Raw genomic sequence first — 14,842 nt, forward strand, 5'->3', positions numbered from 1 at the left:
AGTGAGTGACATGGGCGGGCGGCCCCACCAGGAGTGGATGACCGCCCGCCGTTCCCCGATGTCAGCCGCTGAACCCGGCCACGTTCTCCTTCGTGACCACCTTCACCGGCACCTTCACCGTCTCCTCGACCTTCTTGCCCTGGAATGCCTTCAGGGCGTTGTCCACGGCGATCTTCCCGAGCTGGGACGGCTGCTGCGCCACGGACGCGTACAGCGTGCCGCCCTCGACCGCCTTCAGTCCGTCAGGCGTGCCGTCGAAGCCGACCACGGAGACCGACTTGCCGGCCTTGGAGCCCAGGGCCTTGATCGCGCCGAGCGCCATCTCGTCGTTGGCGGCGATGACGCCCTGGACGTCCGGGTGGGCCTGGAGCAGGTTCGACATCACGTCGAGGCCCTTGGTGCGGTCGAAGTCGGCCGGCTGCTGGGCGACGACCTGGATGCCCGGGTAGGCCTTGAGCCCGTTGGCGAAGCCCTGGGCGCGTTCGCGGGCGGCGGAGGTGCCGGCCTGGCCCTGGAGGATCACGATCTTGCCCTTGCCGCCCAGCTTGTCGGCGATGGTCTTCGCGGCGAGTTCGCCGCCGGTGACGTTGTCGGAGGCGACGAGGGTGTCGGTCCTGGCGTTGTTGACGCCGCGGTCGACGGCGATGACCGGGATCTTCGCCTGGTCGGCGGCCTTCACGGAGTTGCCCGCCGCGTCCGAGTCGACCGGGTTGACGATGATCGCGCCGAGTCCGGAACTGGTGAAGTTCTGGAGCTGGTTGGCCTGCTGGGAGGCGTCGTTCTGGGCGTCCGTGACGGTCAGGTCCACGCCCAGCTTCTTCGCCTCGGCCTGGGCGCCCGCCCGGATCTGCACGAAGAAGGGGTTGTTGAGGGTGGACAGCGACAGTCCCATCTTCGGGGTGCTCGCCGAGGAGGAGCCGTTGTGCAGGAAGGAGGTGGCGCCGACGATCGCGACGGTGACCACGGCCGCGAGCGCGTACGTCGTCGCCTGCTTGCCCTTGCCGCCGCCCGCGCCGCCCGCGACCGGGGTCACCCCGGCCTTGCGGCGGGCCGTGTCCAGCAGCACCGCCAGCGCGATGACGACGCCGATGACGACCTGCTGCCAGAACGCCGACACGTTCAGCAGGTTCAGCCCGTTGCGCAGCACGGCGAGGATCAGCGCGCCGATGAGCGTGCCGGACGCCTTGCCGGTGCCGCCCGCGAGGGAGGCGCCGCCGATGACGACCGCGGCGATCGCGTCCAGTTCGTAGCCGTCGGCGGCCTGGGGCTGTGCGGAGGACAGCCGAGCGGCGAGCACGACACCGGCGACGGCGGCGAAGACGCCCGAGAAGGCGTAGATCGCGAGCTTCTGCTTCTTCACGCGCAGGCCGGACAGCCGCGCGGCCTCCTCGTTGCCGCCGATCGCGTACATGGAGCGGCCGATGTACGTCCGGCCGAGCACGAACGCGGCGATGAGGCCCATCACGACCATGACGAGCACCGGCACCGGCAGCCAGCCGCCGAGCGCGTCGCCCAGGCGGGAGACCGAGTCGGGGAAGGCGATCGGCGAGCCCTCGGAGATGACCAGCAGCAGACCGCGGGCCACCGACAGCATGGCCAGCGTCGCGATGAACGGCGGCAGCTTGCCGTAGGAGATCAGGATGCCGTTGACCAGGCCGCACGCGATACCGGTCGCAAGGGCGAGCAGGACGGCGAGGAACACGGGGACGCCCGCCGAGGTGGCGCTCCACGCGAGGACCGTGGCCGACAGCGCGGCGACCGAGCCGACCGACAGGTCGATGCCCGCCGAGACGATCACGAAGGTGACGCCGAAGGCGAGGATGGCGGTGACGGCCGCCTGTACGCCGACGTTCAGGAGGTTGTCGGTCGTCAGGAAGTCGCCGGACAGCGCCGACATCGCGACGACGAGGACGATGAGCGCGGTGAGCGCGCCGTTGTCGAGCAGGAGACGGCGCAGGCCGCCCGAGGCGCCACCCGCGCCCGTCGTGCTCTTGAGCGTGTCAGTGGCCACGGGCGGCCTCCGTTCCGGTCGTGATCGTGGTCGTGGTCGTCGGAGTGCTGACGGCGAGTGCCATCACGGCGTCCTGGGTCGCCTCGTCGGCGGAGAGTTCGCCGGCGATCCGGCCCTGCGCCATCACCAGGACCCGGTCGCTCATGCCGAGCACCTCGGGCAGGTCGCTGGAGATCATCAGGACGGCGGCTCCGGCCGCGGTGAGTTCGTTGACCAGCTGGTAGATCTCGACCTTGGCGCCGACGTCGATACCGCGCGTCGGCTCGTCGAGGATCAGCACCTTGGTGTCGGCGAGCAGCCACTTGCCGATGACGACCTTCTGCTGGTTGCCGCCGGAGAGCGTGCGCACGTGCTGGCCGAGGCCCGCCATCCGCACACCGAGCTGCCCCGCGATCCGCTCGGCGGCCTCGCGCTGCCCCTTGAGGTCGACGAGCCCCGCCCGGGTGGCCGAGCGCAGCGTCACCAGACCGAGGTTCTCCTCGACCGACGCGTCCAGCACCAGGCCCTGGCCCTTGCGGTCCTCGGGGACGAGCCCGATGCCCGCGGTCATCGCCGCGTTGACGTCGTACTTGGGGACGCCGGAACCGGCGACCTTCACGGCCCCCTTGTCGTACGGGTCCGCCCCGAACACGGCCCGTACGACCTCCGTACGGCCGGCGCCCACCAGCCCCGCGATGCCGACCACCTCACCGGCGTGCACCTCGAAGCTGACGTCGTGGAAGACACCGTCCCGGGTGAGTCCCTCGACGGACAGCAAGGCGGCACCGCGGTCGGCCCGCTCGCGCGGATACTGCTGCTCGATCGACCGCCCCACCATGAGCCGTACGAGCTCGTCCTCCGGAGTGGAGGCCGGGACCTGCCCGACGCTCCTGCCGTCCCGGATGACCGTCACCCGGTCACCGAGGGCGGCGATCTCCTCCAGGTGATGTGTGATGAACACGATCCCGACGCCGTCCTCTCGCAGCGTGCGCGCGATCGCGAAGAGCTTCTCGACCTCCTCGGAGGTGAGCACGGCGGTCGGCTCGTCCATGATGAGCACGCGCGCGTCGAGGCTGAGCGCCTTGGCGATCTCGACCATCTGCAGGCGCGCGATGCCGAGTTCGCGCACCCGCGCGCGGGGCGACACGTTCACACCCACGCGCGCGAGGAGGACCTCGGCGTCGGCCTCCATCCGCTTCCGGTCGATCACCCCGAACCGGCGCGGCTGCCGCCCCAGGAAGATGTTCTCGGCGACCGTCAGGTCCGGAACGAGGTTGAACTCCTGGTAGATGGTCGCGATCCCGAGCCGCTCGGAGTCCTGCGCACCCTGGATGCGCACCTCCTCGCCGCCGACCAGGATCCGCCCGGCGTCGGGCGTGTAGGCGCCGGAGAGCATCTTGATGAGGGTGCTCTTGCCCGCGCCGTTCTCACCGAGCAGCACATGCACCTCGCCCCGGCGCAGGTCGAAGTCGACGCCGTCCAGCGCGACCACACCCGGGAAGGTCTTGCGTATGCCCTCGATGCGCAGCAACTCGTCCGGGTTGCTCACGTCGTGCTCCTTTGCACTGGGGAGGGGGACTCGCCGCACGAGCGGCGTACGACGAGACGGGCGGGGAGGGTGACGGACTCGCCGGGCCGCCCCTCGATGCGGTCGACCAGGGCCCGTACGGCGGCCCGGCCCAGCTCGCCCGTGGGCTGGGCGATCGCGGTGACCGGCGGGTCGGTGTGCACGAACCAGCGGATGTCGTCGAACGCGGCCAGCGCGATGTCGTCGGGAACCCGCAGTCCACGCGCGCGTACGGCGTCCAGCGCGCCGAGCGCCATCAGGTTGTCCGCGGCGAACACGACCTCGGGCGGTTCGGCCAGGTCGAGGAAGCCCTCGGTGACCCGCCGCCCGCTCTCGGCCTGGAAGTCGCCCTGGCCCGTGTAGGCCTCGGGGAGGTCGAGCCCGTGCTCCTGGAGAGCCTCCCTGAAGACCTCCACGCGCTCGCGTCCGGTCGTGGTCGCCGCCGGACCCGCGATGATCGCGACCCGCCGGTGCCCGAGCCCGTACAGATGCGCCACGAGATCCCGCACGGCGGCCCGGCCGTCCGCACGGACCACCGGCACGTCCACGCCCGGGATCCACCGGTCCACGAACACCATGGGCGTCCCCGCCCGCACGGCGTCCAGCATCAGCGGCGAGCCGCCGTCCGTGGGGGAGACGAGCAGCCCGTCGATCCGCCGGTCCAGCAGGTTGCGTACGTGGTGGTCCTGGAGGTCGGGCCGCTCGTCGGCGTTGCCGATGATGACGCTGTAGCCGAGCGCGCGGGCCTCCTCCTCGACGGAGCGGGCCAGTTCGGTGAAGTACGGGTTCAGTACGTCGCTGATGACCAGGCCGAGGGTGTGGGTCTGGTCGGTGCGCAGCGAGCGGGCGACGGCGTTCGGGCGGTAGCCCAGGGACTCGACGGCGGCCAGCACGCGCGTGCGTGCGTCGGCGCTGACCGACGGGTGGTCGTTCAGGACGCGCGAGACCGTGGCGACGGATACGCCGGCCTCGGCAGCGACGTCCTTGATGCTGGCCACCGCCGCTCCACCTCCTTGTGGATCAGTCGTGGGAGCACGTGCTGAGTGCTCGTGGAATCGATTACATCGACGGAGGGATGGAATCGATTACACGCCGGTAAATCAAGACCCCGAGGACACCTCTTGACCGGATCGTGATGTCGCGGGCCGCTCCCCGGCGGTTCAGGGTGGAGGGAGGAGGTCCGTTGTCGCGAGGCCCGGCGGGGCCGGAGCGGAGGAGTCATGACGGCGGCGACCCGGAACGACGTACCCGTCGCCCTGGAGGGCAACGGCGTGGAACTGCGCCTCATGCCGATCGGGGGCGGCATGTCGGTGGGCTACATCAGCCTGCCCCGGGGCACGGACATGGGCCCGGCCCTCAAGGGCCTGCCCGACGACGCGTGCCAGTGCCCCCACTGGGGCTATCTGCTGAAGGGCCGGATCAGGATGAGCACGGCCGCCGGCGAGGAGGAGTACGAGGCGGGACAGGCGTATTACTGGGGCCCCGGCCACGTCCCGGTCGCCCTGGAGGACAGCGAGTTCGTGGAGTTCTCCCCGAGCGAGGAATTCCAGCAGGTGATCGAGCACGTGGTGGCACAGTTGGGGTGAGCCGGAGGCGGGATTTCCCTACGACCGATGAGATTCGCCGGCCGGAGCGGTCCAACCCTCATCGACTACAGGAGGAGCGTCGTGCCTCAGCTACTGCGCGTGCAGAACTTCAACGTCTCGAGCGACGGATTCGGTGCCGGTGAGCACCAGAGTCTGGAGCGGCCCTTCGGCCACGCCGACCCGGGGCAGATGTTCGCCTGGGCCGGCGCCACGGCGAGCTGGCCCAACCGCACCGAGCCCGGCGGCAGTCGTGGTCTCGACGACTACCTCACGCGCGACTTCACGAACAACATCGGCGCCGAGATCATGGGCCGCAACAAGTTCGGCCCCCAGCGCGGCCCCTGGCAGGACTACGAGTGGAAGGGCTGGTGGGGTGACGAACCGCCGTTCCACACGCCGGTGTTCGTCATGACCCACCACGAGCGCCCTTCGTTCACCCTCTCCGACACGACGTTCCACTTCGTCGGCGGCGACCCGGCCGAGGTGCTCGAACAAGCGCGTCGGGCCGCACAGGGCAAGGACGTCCGACTCGGCGGTGGCGCCACGGTCATCCGGCAGTTCCTCGACGCCGACCTCGTGGACACGCTGCACGTGACGGTCTCGCCGGGGGTGAAGCTCGGATCCGGTTCACGGCTCTGGGAGTCACCGGAGGAGCTGTTCGACCGGTTCCACTGCGATGTCGTGCCGAGTCCGAGCGGGGTGACGCATTACCTGTTCTGGCGGAAGTGAGGCAGGTCAGTCGCGTCCGCCCCAGTCCAGACGGTCGGCCAGCCCTGCGGCGGTGAAAGCCGCCTGCAACTCGTCACGGCCCTCGGTGAAGTGGGCCCAGCTGTCGTAGTGGACGGGGACCACCCGGCGGGCGCCGAGGATCCGCGTGGCCTCGGCGGCCATGGCGCTGTCCAGGACGATGACCTCGTTGTCGAAGAGGGCGGAGAAGCGGGGAGCGCCCGCGAAGAGCACGGCGGTGTCCACCGGGGCGAAGCGCTCGGCGACCTCCTTCACCGCGTCGAGTGAGGCGTTGTCGCCGCTGACGTAGACGGTGGGCAGCCCGTCACCGGTCAGGACGAAGCCGACGACCTGACCGGTGACCGGCTCGACCTCCTCGCGGGGGCCCGGGCCGTGCACTGCGGGCACGCCGGTCACGGTGACCGTGCCACCGCCGGGCCGGTCCAGCTCGACGGACGCCCAGTCGGCCAGGCCCCTGGCCTTCTCTCCCAGGCTCTCGCGCAGCCGCTCGCCGCCGCCGGGCGTGGTCAGGGTCAGCGGTATGCCGGCGAGGAGGGCCCGGCCGGAGGTGTCGAGGTTGTCGGCGTGCTCGTCGTGGGAGAGCAGCACCACGTCGATGCGGCCGAGGTCGGCGGTGGCGGTGGCGGAGGCCGCGGTCTTCGTCAGGAACCCGCCGTCACCGCGGGGGTAGTCGCCGGGAGCGTCGAAGGTCGGGTCGGTCAGGAACCGCAGGCCGCCGTACTCGAAGAGGGCGGTCGGGCCACCGAAGACGCGGACGGGGAAGGGGGCGGTCGTCGCAGGAAGGACAGACACGAAAAACCTCACGGATAGATGCGTTTGAACCGTGAGGCAACCGTAGCCACTTCTCACGGATAGGCGCAAGCCATACCATGAGAAGCATGGAGGAGCCCGTGATCGAACAGCCCGCCCCGCCGCCCGCGCAGGGCGAGGAGGAACACCCCTCTCTCGCTCTCGTCAACAGCGCGATCACGCTGCCCGGGGGGCACACGCTCGACCTCCTGGGCACCCCCGCGCAGACGAACCACTGGCTGACCCAGCGCGGCCTCGCTCCGGTCGACGCCGGCATGCGGGAGATGTGCGCGACCCAACTGCGATCCCTGCGCGAACAGATCAGGTCGCTGTTCGCCGCCCGCGCCGAAGGCCTGCCCGCCCTCCCAGCGGCCGTGGCGGCCGTCAACGAAGCGATGACCCGGGTCCCCACGGCCCCGCTGCTGCGGTGGGACGACAAGACCGGCCCCTACCGCACGGCCCCCCACCCCACCACCGCGATCGTCGACCTGGCCCTGGCCACGCTCGCCGCCGACGCCGCCGACCTGCTCACGTCCCCCGACGCCGAACGCCTCACGGCCTGCGGATCCCCGCCCTGCAACCGCTACCTGCTCCGCCACGGCCGCCGCCACTGGTGCTCCACCCGCTGCGGCGACCGCGCCCGCGCGGCTCGCGCCTATGCCCGCCGCAGCAACTCGCGGTGACTCGGTCACTCCTTCACCCGTGTGGGACGGTTCGACCATGACCAGTGACTACGACCGTCTCCGTAACGGCATCGAGTTCATGACCGCCTACGTCTCCGGCAACGACCTGCTGACGGCCTACGTGACGGAGCGACGGCGCGAGGACCCCATGGCGACCGAGGCCCTCCTGGACGGGGCGGCGGCCCTCTGCGCCCTGCTGCTGCGCAAGATGGCCCGGGAGTCCGGGAAGACCGAGCACGAGCTGCTGCAGGGACTGGCCCGCGGCACCCACCGGCACGAGCAGCAGTCCGGAGAGTGACGGCCGTCAAGGAAAGTCACATGAAGGCCTGACTGTCGGACCCCGGCCGGCCGTACCGGCGGCTCACGCCCCATGCGCCGGCCGGGCCTGCGCGGGAATGCGAGGGACGGAGCCGTAGCGGCGGGTGCGGCGGGCGTACTGCTCGATCGCGTCCCAGAGGTCACGGCGGTCCACTTCCGGCCACGGGGTGTCGAGGAACAGCAGCTCGGCATAAGTGGCCTGCCAGGGCAGGAAGTTGGAGGTGCGCTGGTCGCCGCCGGTGCGCAGCAGCAGGTCGACGTCCGGCAGCTCGGGGACGTGCAGGTGGCGGGCGAAGGCGTGCTCGGAGACCGAGGCGGGGTCGATCCGCCCGGCGACCGCCTCTTGCGCGAGGTGTGCCGCTGCTGCCGTGATCTCGGCCCGGCCGCCGTAGTTGAGGCACACGGTCAGGGTGAGCCCGGTGCGGTCGCGGGTGCCCTGCTCCGCGTCGACGAGTGTCTCGATGACGTCGGCCGGCAGGCGGGAGCGCAGTCCGGCCCAGCGCACGCGGACGTCCAGCGGCTTGGCGTCGTCCGTGATCCGCCGCAGCTGCCGGGGCACCTCCTGCATCAGGGCCTGCAGTTCGTCAGCCGGGCGTTTCCAGTTCTCGGTGGAGAACGCGTACACGGTCAGGTACTTCAGGCCGATCTCCAGGGCGCCGTGGACGACGTCGACCAGTGCGTCGGCGCCCGCCCGGTGGCCCTCGGGGCGCGGCAGGCCCCGGGCGGTGGCCCAGCGGCCGTTGCCGTCCATCACGATCGCGACGTGGCGCGGCACGGCCCCGGCGGGCAACCGGGGCGGGCGGGCGCCGGACGGGTGCGGTGCCGGAGGGACCACCGGCCGCCGCTCGGTGGTGAGAGGGCGTGCTTCGGTCGCTTCGGCCCTGGCCGGTCCTGCGGGCGGGCCGGCCGGTTCCGGCGGCGGGCAGGGGCGTACGGGGAGCGGGAAGAGGGTCCAGGCCAGTGCGACCCGCGTCCGGGCGGGCAGCAGCACGCGCAGCCGGGCACCTCCCGGCACGGCCGGGCGGCGCAGCAGCAGCGCGGCCGGAGCGTCGGCGGCGGCCCTCAGGCGCAGCCGGTACAGGTCTGTGTACGCGCCGAGCGCGATGCCGACCGCCGGGTGCAGCACGGGCGGCACCGGTGTCCGGTCCAGCCAGCAACGGGCCCTGTCGGCCAGGCGGCGCACCAGTTCCTCGAAGGCGGGGGTGCTGCGCCGGTCCAGGAGGTCGGCGCGGCGTACGCCGGCCTCGTCCAGGGCCTCCTGCGGCAGCGGCACATGTCCGTCGGCCAGGTCTTCGGAGAGGTCGACGAGGGCATCGGTGAGGAGGATGGCGTCGGCTGCCGTCTGCCACGCCACCGCCGCCTCCGGTACGCCTGAGGCGATCGACTCGGGTTCGGCGGACAGGCCCGCGACCCGCATCATCAGGGAGGCCGCGCGCAGCAGGAACGGGGTGGTGACGAGGCCGTTGTAGCGTCGCCACTCCTCCCACGTGGCGAACCGGCGCCCGTGGGCGTCCAGGCGCAGCTGCTCGAACTGGGTGTGCATGAATCCCGGCGGCAGGTTCCACGTGAGCATGGTGTGGATCAGCGCTTTCCGTACCGGGTCGGTGCTGCGGCCGTCGCGCAGGTCGGCGTCGAACGCCGAGATCCACGCCTCCAGCCGCTCGGCGCGCCCGGCGTCCTTCGTGTCCGACGGCTGTGCCGTGTCGGCCAGGCAGTCCACCGTCACCCCGGCGCCGTACAACGCCCAGGTCGCGATCCGCAGGGGCGGCGGGAGCAGCAGCGAGACGGCGTACTCGATCTCGCCCCTGGCGCGGGTGGCGCGGCGGCATTCCTCGTAGCCGCGGCGCAGGACCGGGTCGTGGATGCCGCTGCTCCGGTAGACGCGGGCGGGGTGCACGGGCAAAGGCCTCACCTCACGCCTCCTCTCGAGTCGAAGGCGCCTGCTGGGGGATCCAGGCCAGGGCCAGGGCGCTGCCGACGGCGGTGAGCAGGAAGCCGAGGAGCAGGCCGCCGAGGTTGGCGGCGACCAGGCTGACCAGGGACAGCACGCCGGCCAGGACGCCGGAGAAGTAGCGCAGGGCGGGGTTGCGCCACGTCGTCACACCGGCGACGACGAACAGGGCGCCCAGGGTCCATGAGGCCGCGCCCGCGGTGCCGGTGAACCGCAGGAATCCCAGCCCCACCCAGGAGACGCCGATCAACTCCAGCCCGCCGAGGGCGAGCAGCAGTCCCGCCGCGAACGGACGGCCCTGACGCCACGCGGACCACCCGGCAGGCCACGCGGACCACCCGGCGGGCCGGATCACCGCGCTCATCGGGCCGCTCCCGGCTCGCAGCCGCCCTCGGCCCGGCGCACCTCGATGGCCACACCCCGGGAGGTGATCGTCCCGGCCGTGAAGGCGTGCGGCTGCGTGGTCACCCGGCTGCCGCTGACCTGCTCCGCGCCGACGGTGAACAGGCCCGTGGGCCGGTCCGGGGCCCTCTGCGGTGTGCCGAACGTCGCGCCGGACAGCTTCACCGACCCGGCAGTGGTCTTGCCCGTCTCCACGGTCAACCCGGTGGCCGACGCACGCTCGATCCGCACGACGGCCGTCACTGCGCCGACGACCGGCAGGCGGGCGGTGGAGGTCACGCAGGCGTCGTGCACGGTGGCCCGCTCCACCCGCGTGGCCAGCGCCGGCAGCAGACCGCCATGCCCGGAGGCGCCCGGAGAGGCCGAGACACCCGACCCGGCCACCCGAGCGGCATGGACCGTGACCGGCACCTCCCCCGCGAACGCCACGGAGACGGCCCCCGCGGCGCTTCCGGCCAGCAGGGCGGAGGCACCCAGGAGCAGGGGTGCCAGGGCCAGTGCGAACCGCAGGCGGCTCGTGCGCCCGGTCCGCGCCGTCACGGGACTGTTGTTCTTGATCACGCCTGGCCCAACGACCGTTCCGGACCGAAGTACTGCCGAACTCACTATCGGCCGATACGACCGGACCCACGCCCCTCACCGCCCACTCCCGCTGTCACCCCCCGGCGGTACGGTCGGATCATGCCCAACCAGACGGGAACCCCCGCCGGCGAACGGCGGCTCGCCGTGCTCGAAGGCGTTCTCGAGCGCATCACGTACGCCAACGAGGAGAACGGCTACACGGTCGCCCGGGTCGACACCGGCAGAGGCGGCGGCGATCTGCTCACGGTCGTGGGCGCGCTGCTCGGTGCCCAGGTCGGGGAGTCGCTGCGCATGGAGGGCCGCTGGGGCTCGCACCCCCAGTACGGCAAGCAGTTCCACGTGGAGAACTACACGACGGTCCTGCCGGCCACCGTCCAGGGCATCCGCCGCTACCTCGGCTCCGGGCTGGTCAAGGGCATCGGCCCGGTCTTCGCCGACCGCATCACGCAGCACTTCGGCCTGGACACCCTCCAGATCATCGAGGAGGAGCCCAAGCGGCTCATCGAGGTCCCGGGCCTCGGGCCCAAGCGGACGAAGAAGATCGCCGATGCCTGGGAGGAACAGAAGGCCATCAAGGAGGTCATGCTCTTCCTCCAGACCGTCGAGGTGTCCACGTCCATCGCGGTGCGGATCTACAAGAAGTACGGCGACGCCTCCATCTCCGTGGTGAAGAACCAGCCCTACCGCCTCGCCGCCGACGTCTGGGGCATCGGCTTCCTCACCGCCGACAAGATCGCCCAGTCCGTCGGCATCCCGCACGACAGCCCGGAGCGCGTCAAGGCGGGCCTGCAGTACGCGCTGTCGCAGGCCACCGACCAGGGCAACTGCTACCTCCCGGAGGAGCGGCTGATCGCGGACGCGGTGAAGCTGCTCCAGGTCGGCACCGGGCTCGTCATCGAGTGCCTCGCGGAGCTGGCCGAGGCCCCCGAGGACGGCGGCGACCCCGGGGTCGTACGGGAGAAGGTCCCCGGTCCCGACGGCGCCTCGGAGCCGGTCACCGCCGTCTACCTCGTCCCCTTCCACCGCGCCGAACTCTCCCTCTCCGCCCAGCTGCTGCGTCTCCTGCGCACCGAGCAGGACCGGATGCCGGGCTTCCGGGCGGTCACCTGGGACAAGGCCCTCGGCTGGCTGAGAACCCGCACCGGCGCCGACCTCGCCCCCGAGCAGGAGGCCGCCGTCAAGCTCGCACTGACCGAGAAGGTCGCCGTCCTCACCGGCGGCCCCGGCTGCGGCAAGTCCTTCACGGTCCGCTCCATCGTGGAGCTGGCCCGCGCCAAGAAGGCGAAGGTCGTGCTCGCCGCCCCGACCGGCCGGGCCGCCAAGCGCCTGTCCGAGCTCACCGGCGCCGAGGCCTCCACGGTCCACCGCCTGCTGGAGCTGAAGCCCGGCGGCGACGCGGCCTACGACCGGGACCGCCCGCTGGACGCCGACCTGGTGGTGGTCGACGAGGCGTCCATGCTGGACCTGCTCCTCGCCAACAAGCTGGTGAAGGCCGTTCCCCCGGGAGCCCATCTGCTGTTCGTCGGGGACGTGGACCAGCTGCCCAGCGTCGGCGCGGGCGAGGTGCTGCGCGACCTCCTGGCCGACGGGAGCCCGATCCCCGCCGTCCGCCTCACCCGGGTCTTCCGGCAGGCCCAGCAGTCGGGCGTGGTGACGAACGCGCACCGGATCAACGCCGGCCAACACCCGCTCACCGACGGCATGAAGGACTTCTTCCTCTTCGTCGAGGACGACACGGAGGAGGCGGGGCGGCTCACGGTGGACGTGGCGGCGCGGCGGATCCCGGCCAAGTTCGGGCTGGACCCCCGCCGGGACGTGCAGGTCCTCGCCCCCATGCACCGGGGCCCGGCGGGCGCGGGCACCCTCAACGGCCTGCTCCAGCAGGCCGTCACCCCCGGCCGCCCCGACGTGCCCGAGAAGAGATTCGGCGGACGGGTGTTCCGTGTCGGCGACAAGGTCACCCAGATTCGCAACAATTACGAGAAGGGCAAGAACGGCGTCTTCAACGGCACCGTCGGTGTGGTCACCTCGCTCGACCCGGTCGACCAGCGCCTGACGGTCCTGACGGACGAGGACGAGGAGGTCCCCTACGAGTTCGACGAGCTCGACGAGCTGGCTCACGCCTACGCCGTGACCATCCACCGCTCCCAGGGCAGCGAGTACCCGGCGGTCGTCATCCCGGTCACCACGGGCGCCTGGATGATGCTCCAGCGGAACCTGCTCTACACGGCGGTCACCCGGGCCAAACAGCTGGTCGTCCTCGTCGGTTCGCGCAGGGCGATCGGCCAGGCGGTGCGCTCCGTTTCCGCGGGCCGCCGGTGCACGGCACTCGACTTCCGGCTCGGTTCGCAGAAAAATGATCGATCAAATGAGTCGTGAAGGTCACAGAGCACTTCCAGAAGGGGAACACAGGGGGCAGGATGAGGAAGTTGGCGGCACTCAGTGCCGTCAATAGGCCCGATGGTCGACCCCGAGTGCACTCTCCTGAGCCGAGTGGGGGATGGTAGAGACAGTCAGGGCACCTCGAAGAAGAGGCACAACGTCGGTGAGGGATGACGTGAGCGACAACTCTGTAGTACTGCGGTACGGCGACGGCGAGTACACCTACCCGGTGATCGACAGCACCGTCGGTGACAAGGGCTTCGACATCGGCAAGCTCCGCGCCCAGACCGGTCTGGTGACGCTGGACAGCGGCTACGGCAATACCGCCGCCTACAAATCCGCCATTACCTACCTGGACGGCGAAGCGGGCATCCTGCGGTACCGCGGCTACCCGATCGAGCAGCTGGCCGAGCGCTCCACCTTCCTGGAGGTCGCCTACCTGCTGATCAACGGCGAGCTGCCGACCGTCGACGAGCTCTCGTCGTTCAAGAACGACATCACGCAGCACACCCTGCTGCACGAGGACGTCAAGAACTTCTACAAGGGCTTCCCGCGCGACGCCCACCCGATGGCCATGCTGTCCTCGGTCGTCTCGGCGCTGTCCACGTTCTACCAGGACAGCCACAACCCGTTCGACGAGCGTCAGCGCAACCTCTCCACGATCCGCCTGCTCGCCAAGCTCCCGACGATCGCGGCGTACGCGTACAAGAAGTCGATCGGCCACCCGTTCGTCTACCCGCGCAACGACCTGGGCTACGTGGAGAACTTCCTCCGCATGACCTTCTCCGTCCCGGCGCAGGAGTACGAGCTGGACCCGACCGTGGTCTCCGCGCTCGACAAGCTGCTGATCCTGCACGCCGACCACGAGCAGAACTGCTCGACCTCCACGGTCCGCCTGGTCGGCTCCTCGCAGGCGAACATGTTCGCCTCGATCTCCGCCGGCATCAACGCCCTGTGGGGCCCGCTGCACGGCGGCGCCAACCAGTCCGTGCTGGAGATGCTGGAGGGCATCCGCGACTCCGGCGGCGACGTCGACTCCTTCATCCGCAAGGTGAAGAACAAGGAGGACGGCGTCCGCCTGATGGGCTTCGGCCACCGGGTCTACAAGAACTTCGACCCGCGCGCCAAGATCATCAAGGCCGCCGCGCACGACGTGCTGTCCGCCCTCGGCAAGTCCGACGAGCTGCTGGACATCGCGCTGAAGCTGGAGGAGCACGCGCTCTCCGACGACTACTTCGTCTCGCGCAGCCTCTACCCGAACGTCGACTTCTACACCGGCCTGATCTACCGGGCCATGGGCTTCCCGACCGAGATGTTCACGGTCCTGTTCGCCCTCGGCCGGCTGCCGGGCTGGATCGCCCAGTGGCACGAGATGATCAAGGAGCCGGGCTCCCGCATCGGCCGCCCGCGGCAGATCTACACGGGCGTCGTCGAGCGCGACTTCGTGCCCGTCGAGGAGCGCTGAGGCGCAGTACTACCGCTCGGCCCCCGTATCCGCGCTTGTGCGGGTGCGGGGGCTCTTGCGTAGGTGCGGGGCGAGCAGGCCGTAGGAGAAGAGAAGCAGAAGAAGGGGCCGAGAAGCAGAAAAGAAGGCGCCCTGTCGCCGGTCCCCCCACGGGCCGACGACCAGGGCGCCTTCCCAGTCCCGGTACGGATTCCCCCCACGGGATCCGGCCGGGCGTCTGTGAGGACAGCGCCTGAATCGCTGTTGAGCAAAACGAGCAAAACTCGCCGTACTGCTGTGTGCGGTCTGCCGGGACAACGCACGACCGGGAGGGCCGCTCAAAGCTTCCCGGTGTACGTGCCCCGGCAACGCATCTCTGGAGAAGTCCCCCAAGACATCTC

At 70.9% G+C, this 14,842-nt stretch carries 13 protein-coding genes; 6 read left to right on the top strand and 7 right to left on the bottom strand.

Annotated elements, in window-relative coordinates; all coding sequences use genetic code 11:
- Nucleotides 1-61: 61 nt before the first annotated feature.
- The 3 genes from MQE23_RS28595 to MQE23_RS28605 are packed head-to-tail and all read right to left on the bottom strand — an operon-like array spanning nt 62 to nt 4,555.
- Complete coding sequence (locus tag MQE23_RS28595) at nt 62-2,011, bottom strand: substrate-binding domain-containing protein (protein WP_243380633.1); 1,950 nt, start codon at nt 2,009-2,011, stop codon at nt 62-64.
- The gene (locus tag MQE23_RS28600) at nt 2,001-3,539 is read right to left on the bottom strand and encodes a sugar ABC transporter ATP-binding protein (RefSeq protein WP_037670088.1); all 1,539 of its coding nucleotides are present in this window, start codon (nt 3,537-3,539) and stop codon (nt 2,001-2,003) included. The genes MQE23_RS28595 and MQE23_RS28600 overlap by 11 nt, the downstream gene beginning before the upstream one ends.
- Nucleotides 3,536-4,555 carry a LacI family DNA-binding transcriptional regulator gene (locus MQE23_RS28605; protein WP_020273577.1) on the bottom strand — a complete coding sequence of 340 codons (1,020 nt, stop codon included), beginning with the start codon at nt 4,553-4,555 and terminating at the stop codon, nt 3,536-3,538. Before MQE23_RS28605 ends, MQE23_RS28600 begins: the two co-directional genes overlap by 4 nt.
- Nucleotides 4,556-4,777: 222 nt before the next feature.
- Here MQE23_RS28605 and MQE23_RS28610 point away from each other — a divergent pair, with 222 nt between their 5' ends.
- Both MQE23_RS28610 and MQE23_RS28615 read left to right on the top strand, forming a co-directional pair.
- Nucleotides 4,778-5,143: a hypothetical protein gene (locus MQE23_RS28610; protein WP_020273576.1), complete on the top strand. Its 366-nt coding sequence runs from the start codon at nt 4,778-4,780 to the stop codon at nt 5,141-5,143.
- Nucleotides 5,144-5,224: 81 nt separating this feature from the next.
- Nucleotides 5,225-5,872: a dihydrofolate reductase family protein gene (locus tag MQE23_RS28615; RefSeq protein WP_243380635.1), complete on the top strand. Its 648-nt coding sequence runs from the start codon at nt 5,225-5,227 to the stop codon at nt 5,870-5,872.
- Between the two features lie 6 nt (nt 5,873-5,878).
- On the opposite strand, the gene MQE23_RS28620 is transcribed toward MQE23_RS28615, so the two are convergent.
- Nucleotides 5,879-6,682: an MBL fold metallo-hydrolase gene (locus MQE23_RS28620; protein WP_243380636.1), complete on the bottom strand. Its 804-nt coding sequence runs from the start codon at nt 6,680-6,682 to the stop codon at nt 5,879-5,881.
- Between the two features lie 86 nt (nt 6,683-6,768).
- Between MQE23_RS28620 and MQE23_RS28625 the strand changes: the two genes are divergently transcribed.
- Nucleotides 6,769-7,362, top strand: a complete 594-nt coding sequence (locus MQE23_RS28625) for an ABATE domain-containing protein (RefSeq protein WP_020273573.1) — start codon at nt 6,769-6,771, stop codon at nt 7,360-7,362.
- 37 nt (nt 7,363-7,399) lie between these two features.
- Nucleotides 7,400-7,660, top strand: coding sequence for a hypothetical protein (locus tag MQE23_RS28630; protein WP_037670084.1), 261 nt, complete (start codon nt 7,400-7,402; stop codon nt 7,658-7,660).
- A gap of 63 nt (nt 7,661-7,723) precedes the next feature.
- On the opposite strand, the gene uppS is transcribed toward MQE23_RS28630, so the two are convergent.
- The 3 genes from uppS to MQE23_RS28645 are packed head-to-tail and all read right to left on the bottom strand — an operon-like array spanning nt 7,724 to nt 10,594.
- Nucleotides 7,724-9,592 carry a polyprenyl diphosphate synthase gene (gene uppS / locus MQE23_RS28635; protein ID WP_243380637.1) on the bottom strand — a complete coding sequence of 623 codons (1,869 nt, stop codon included), beginning with the start codon at nt 9,590-9,592 and terminating at the stop codon, nt 7,724-7,726.
- A gap of 1 nt (nt 9,593) precedes the next feature.
- Entirely contained in the window at nt 9,594-9,995 is a 402-nt protein-coding gene (locus MQE23_RS28640; protein ID WP_020273570.1) for a DUF6114 domain-containing protein, read from the bottom strand.
- The gene (locus MQE23_RS28645) at nt 9,992-10,594 is read right to left on the bottom strand and encodes a DUF6230 family protein (RefSeq protein WP_243380638.1); all 603 of its coding nucleotides are present in this window, start codon (nt 10,592-10,594) and stop codon (nt 9,992-9,994) included. The genes MQE23_RS28640 and MQE23_RS28645 overlap by 4 nt, the downstream gene beginning before the upstream one ends.
- Nucleotides 10,595-10,714: 120 nt before the next feature.
- On the opposite strand from MQE23_RS28645, the gene MQE23_RS28650 reads away from it, so the two are divergent.
- Complete coding sequence (locus MQE23_RS28650) at nt 10,715-12,994, top strand: ATP-dependent RecD-like DNA helicase (protein WP_243380639.1); 2,280 nt, start codon at nt 10,715-10,717, stop codon at nt 12,992-12,994.
- 178 nt (nt 12,995-13,172) lie between these two features.
- Entirely contained in the window at nt 13,173-14,462 is a 1,290-nt protein-coding gene (locus MQE23_RS28655) for a citrate synthase (protein ID WP_020273567.1), read from the top strand.
- The last annotated feature ends 380 nt before the right edge of the window (nt 14,463-14,842 follow it).

It is taken from the genome of Streptomyces sp. HP-A2021 (assembly GCF_022807935.1).
Lineage (GTDB): Bacteria > Actinomycetota > Actinomycetes > Streptomycetales > Streptomycetaceae > Streptomyces > Streptomyces afghaniensis.

What these genes read in the sequence shown, in the direction of transcription:
- MQE23_RS28630 (WP_037670084.1), top strand. Translation starts at nt 7,400, where the DNA reads ATGACCAGTGACTACGACCGTCTCCGTAACGGCATCGAGTTCATGACC.
- MQE23_RS28650 (WP_243380639.1), top strand. Translation starts at nt 10,715, where the DNA reads ATGCCCAACCAGACGGGAACCCCCGCCGGCGAACGGCGGCTCGCCGTG.
- MQE23_RS28640 (WP_020273570.1), bottom strand. Translation starts at nt 9,995, where the DNA reads ATGAGCGCGGTGATCCGGCCCGCCGGGTGGTCCGCGTGGCCTGCCGGG.
- MQE23_RS28610 (WP_020273576.1), top strand. Translation starts at nt 4,778, where the DNA reads ATGACGGCGGCGACCCGGAACGACGTACCCGTCGCCCTGGAGGGCAAC.
- MQE23_RS28625 (WP_020273573.1), top strand. Translation starts at nt 6,769, where the DNA reads ATGGAGGAGCCCGTGATCGAACAGCCCGCCCCGCCGCCCGCGCAGGGC.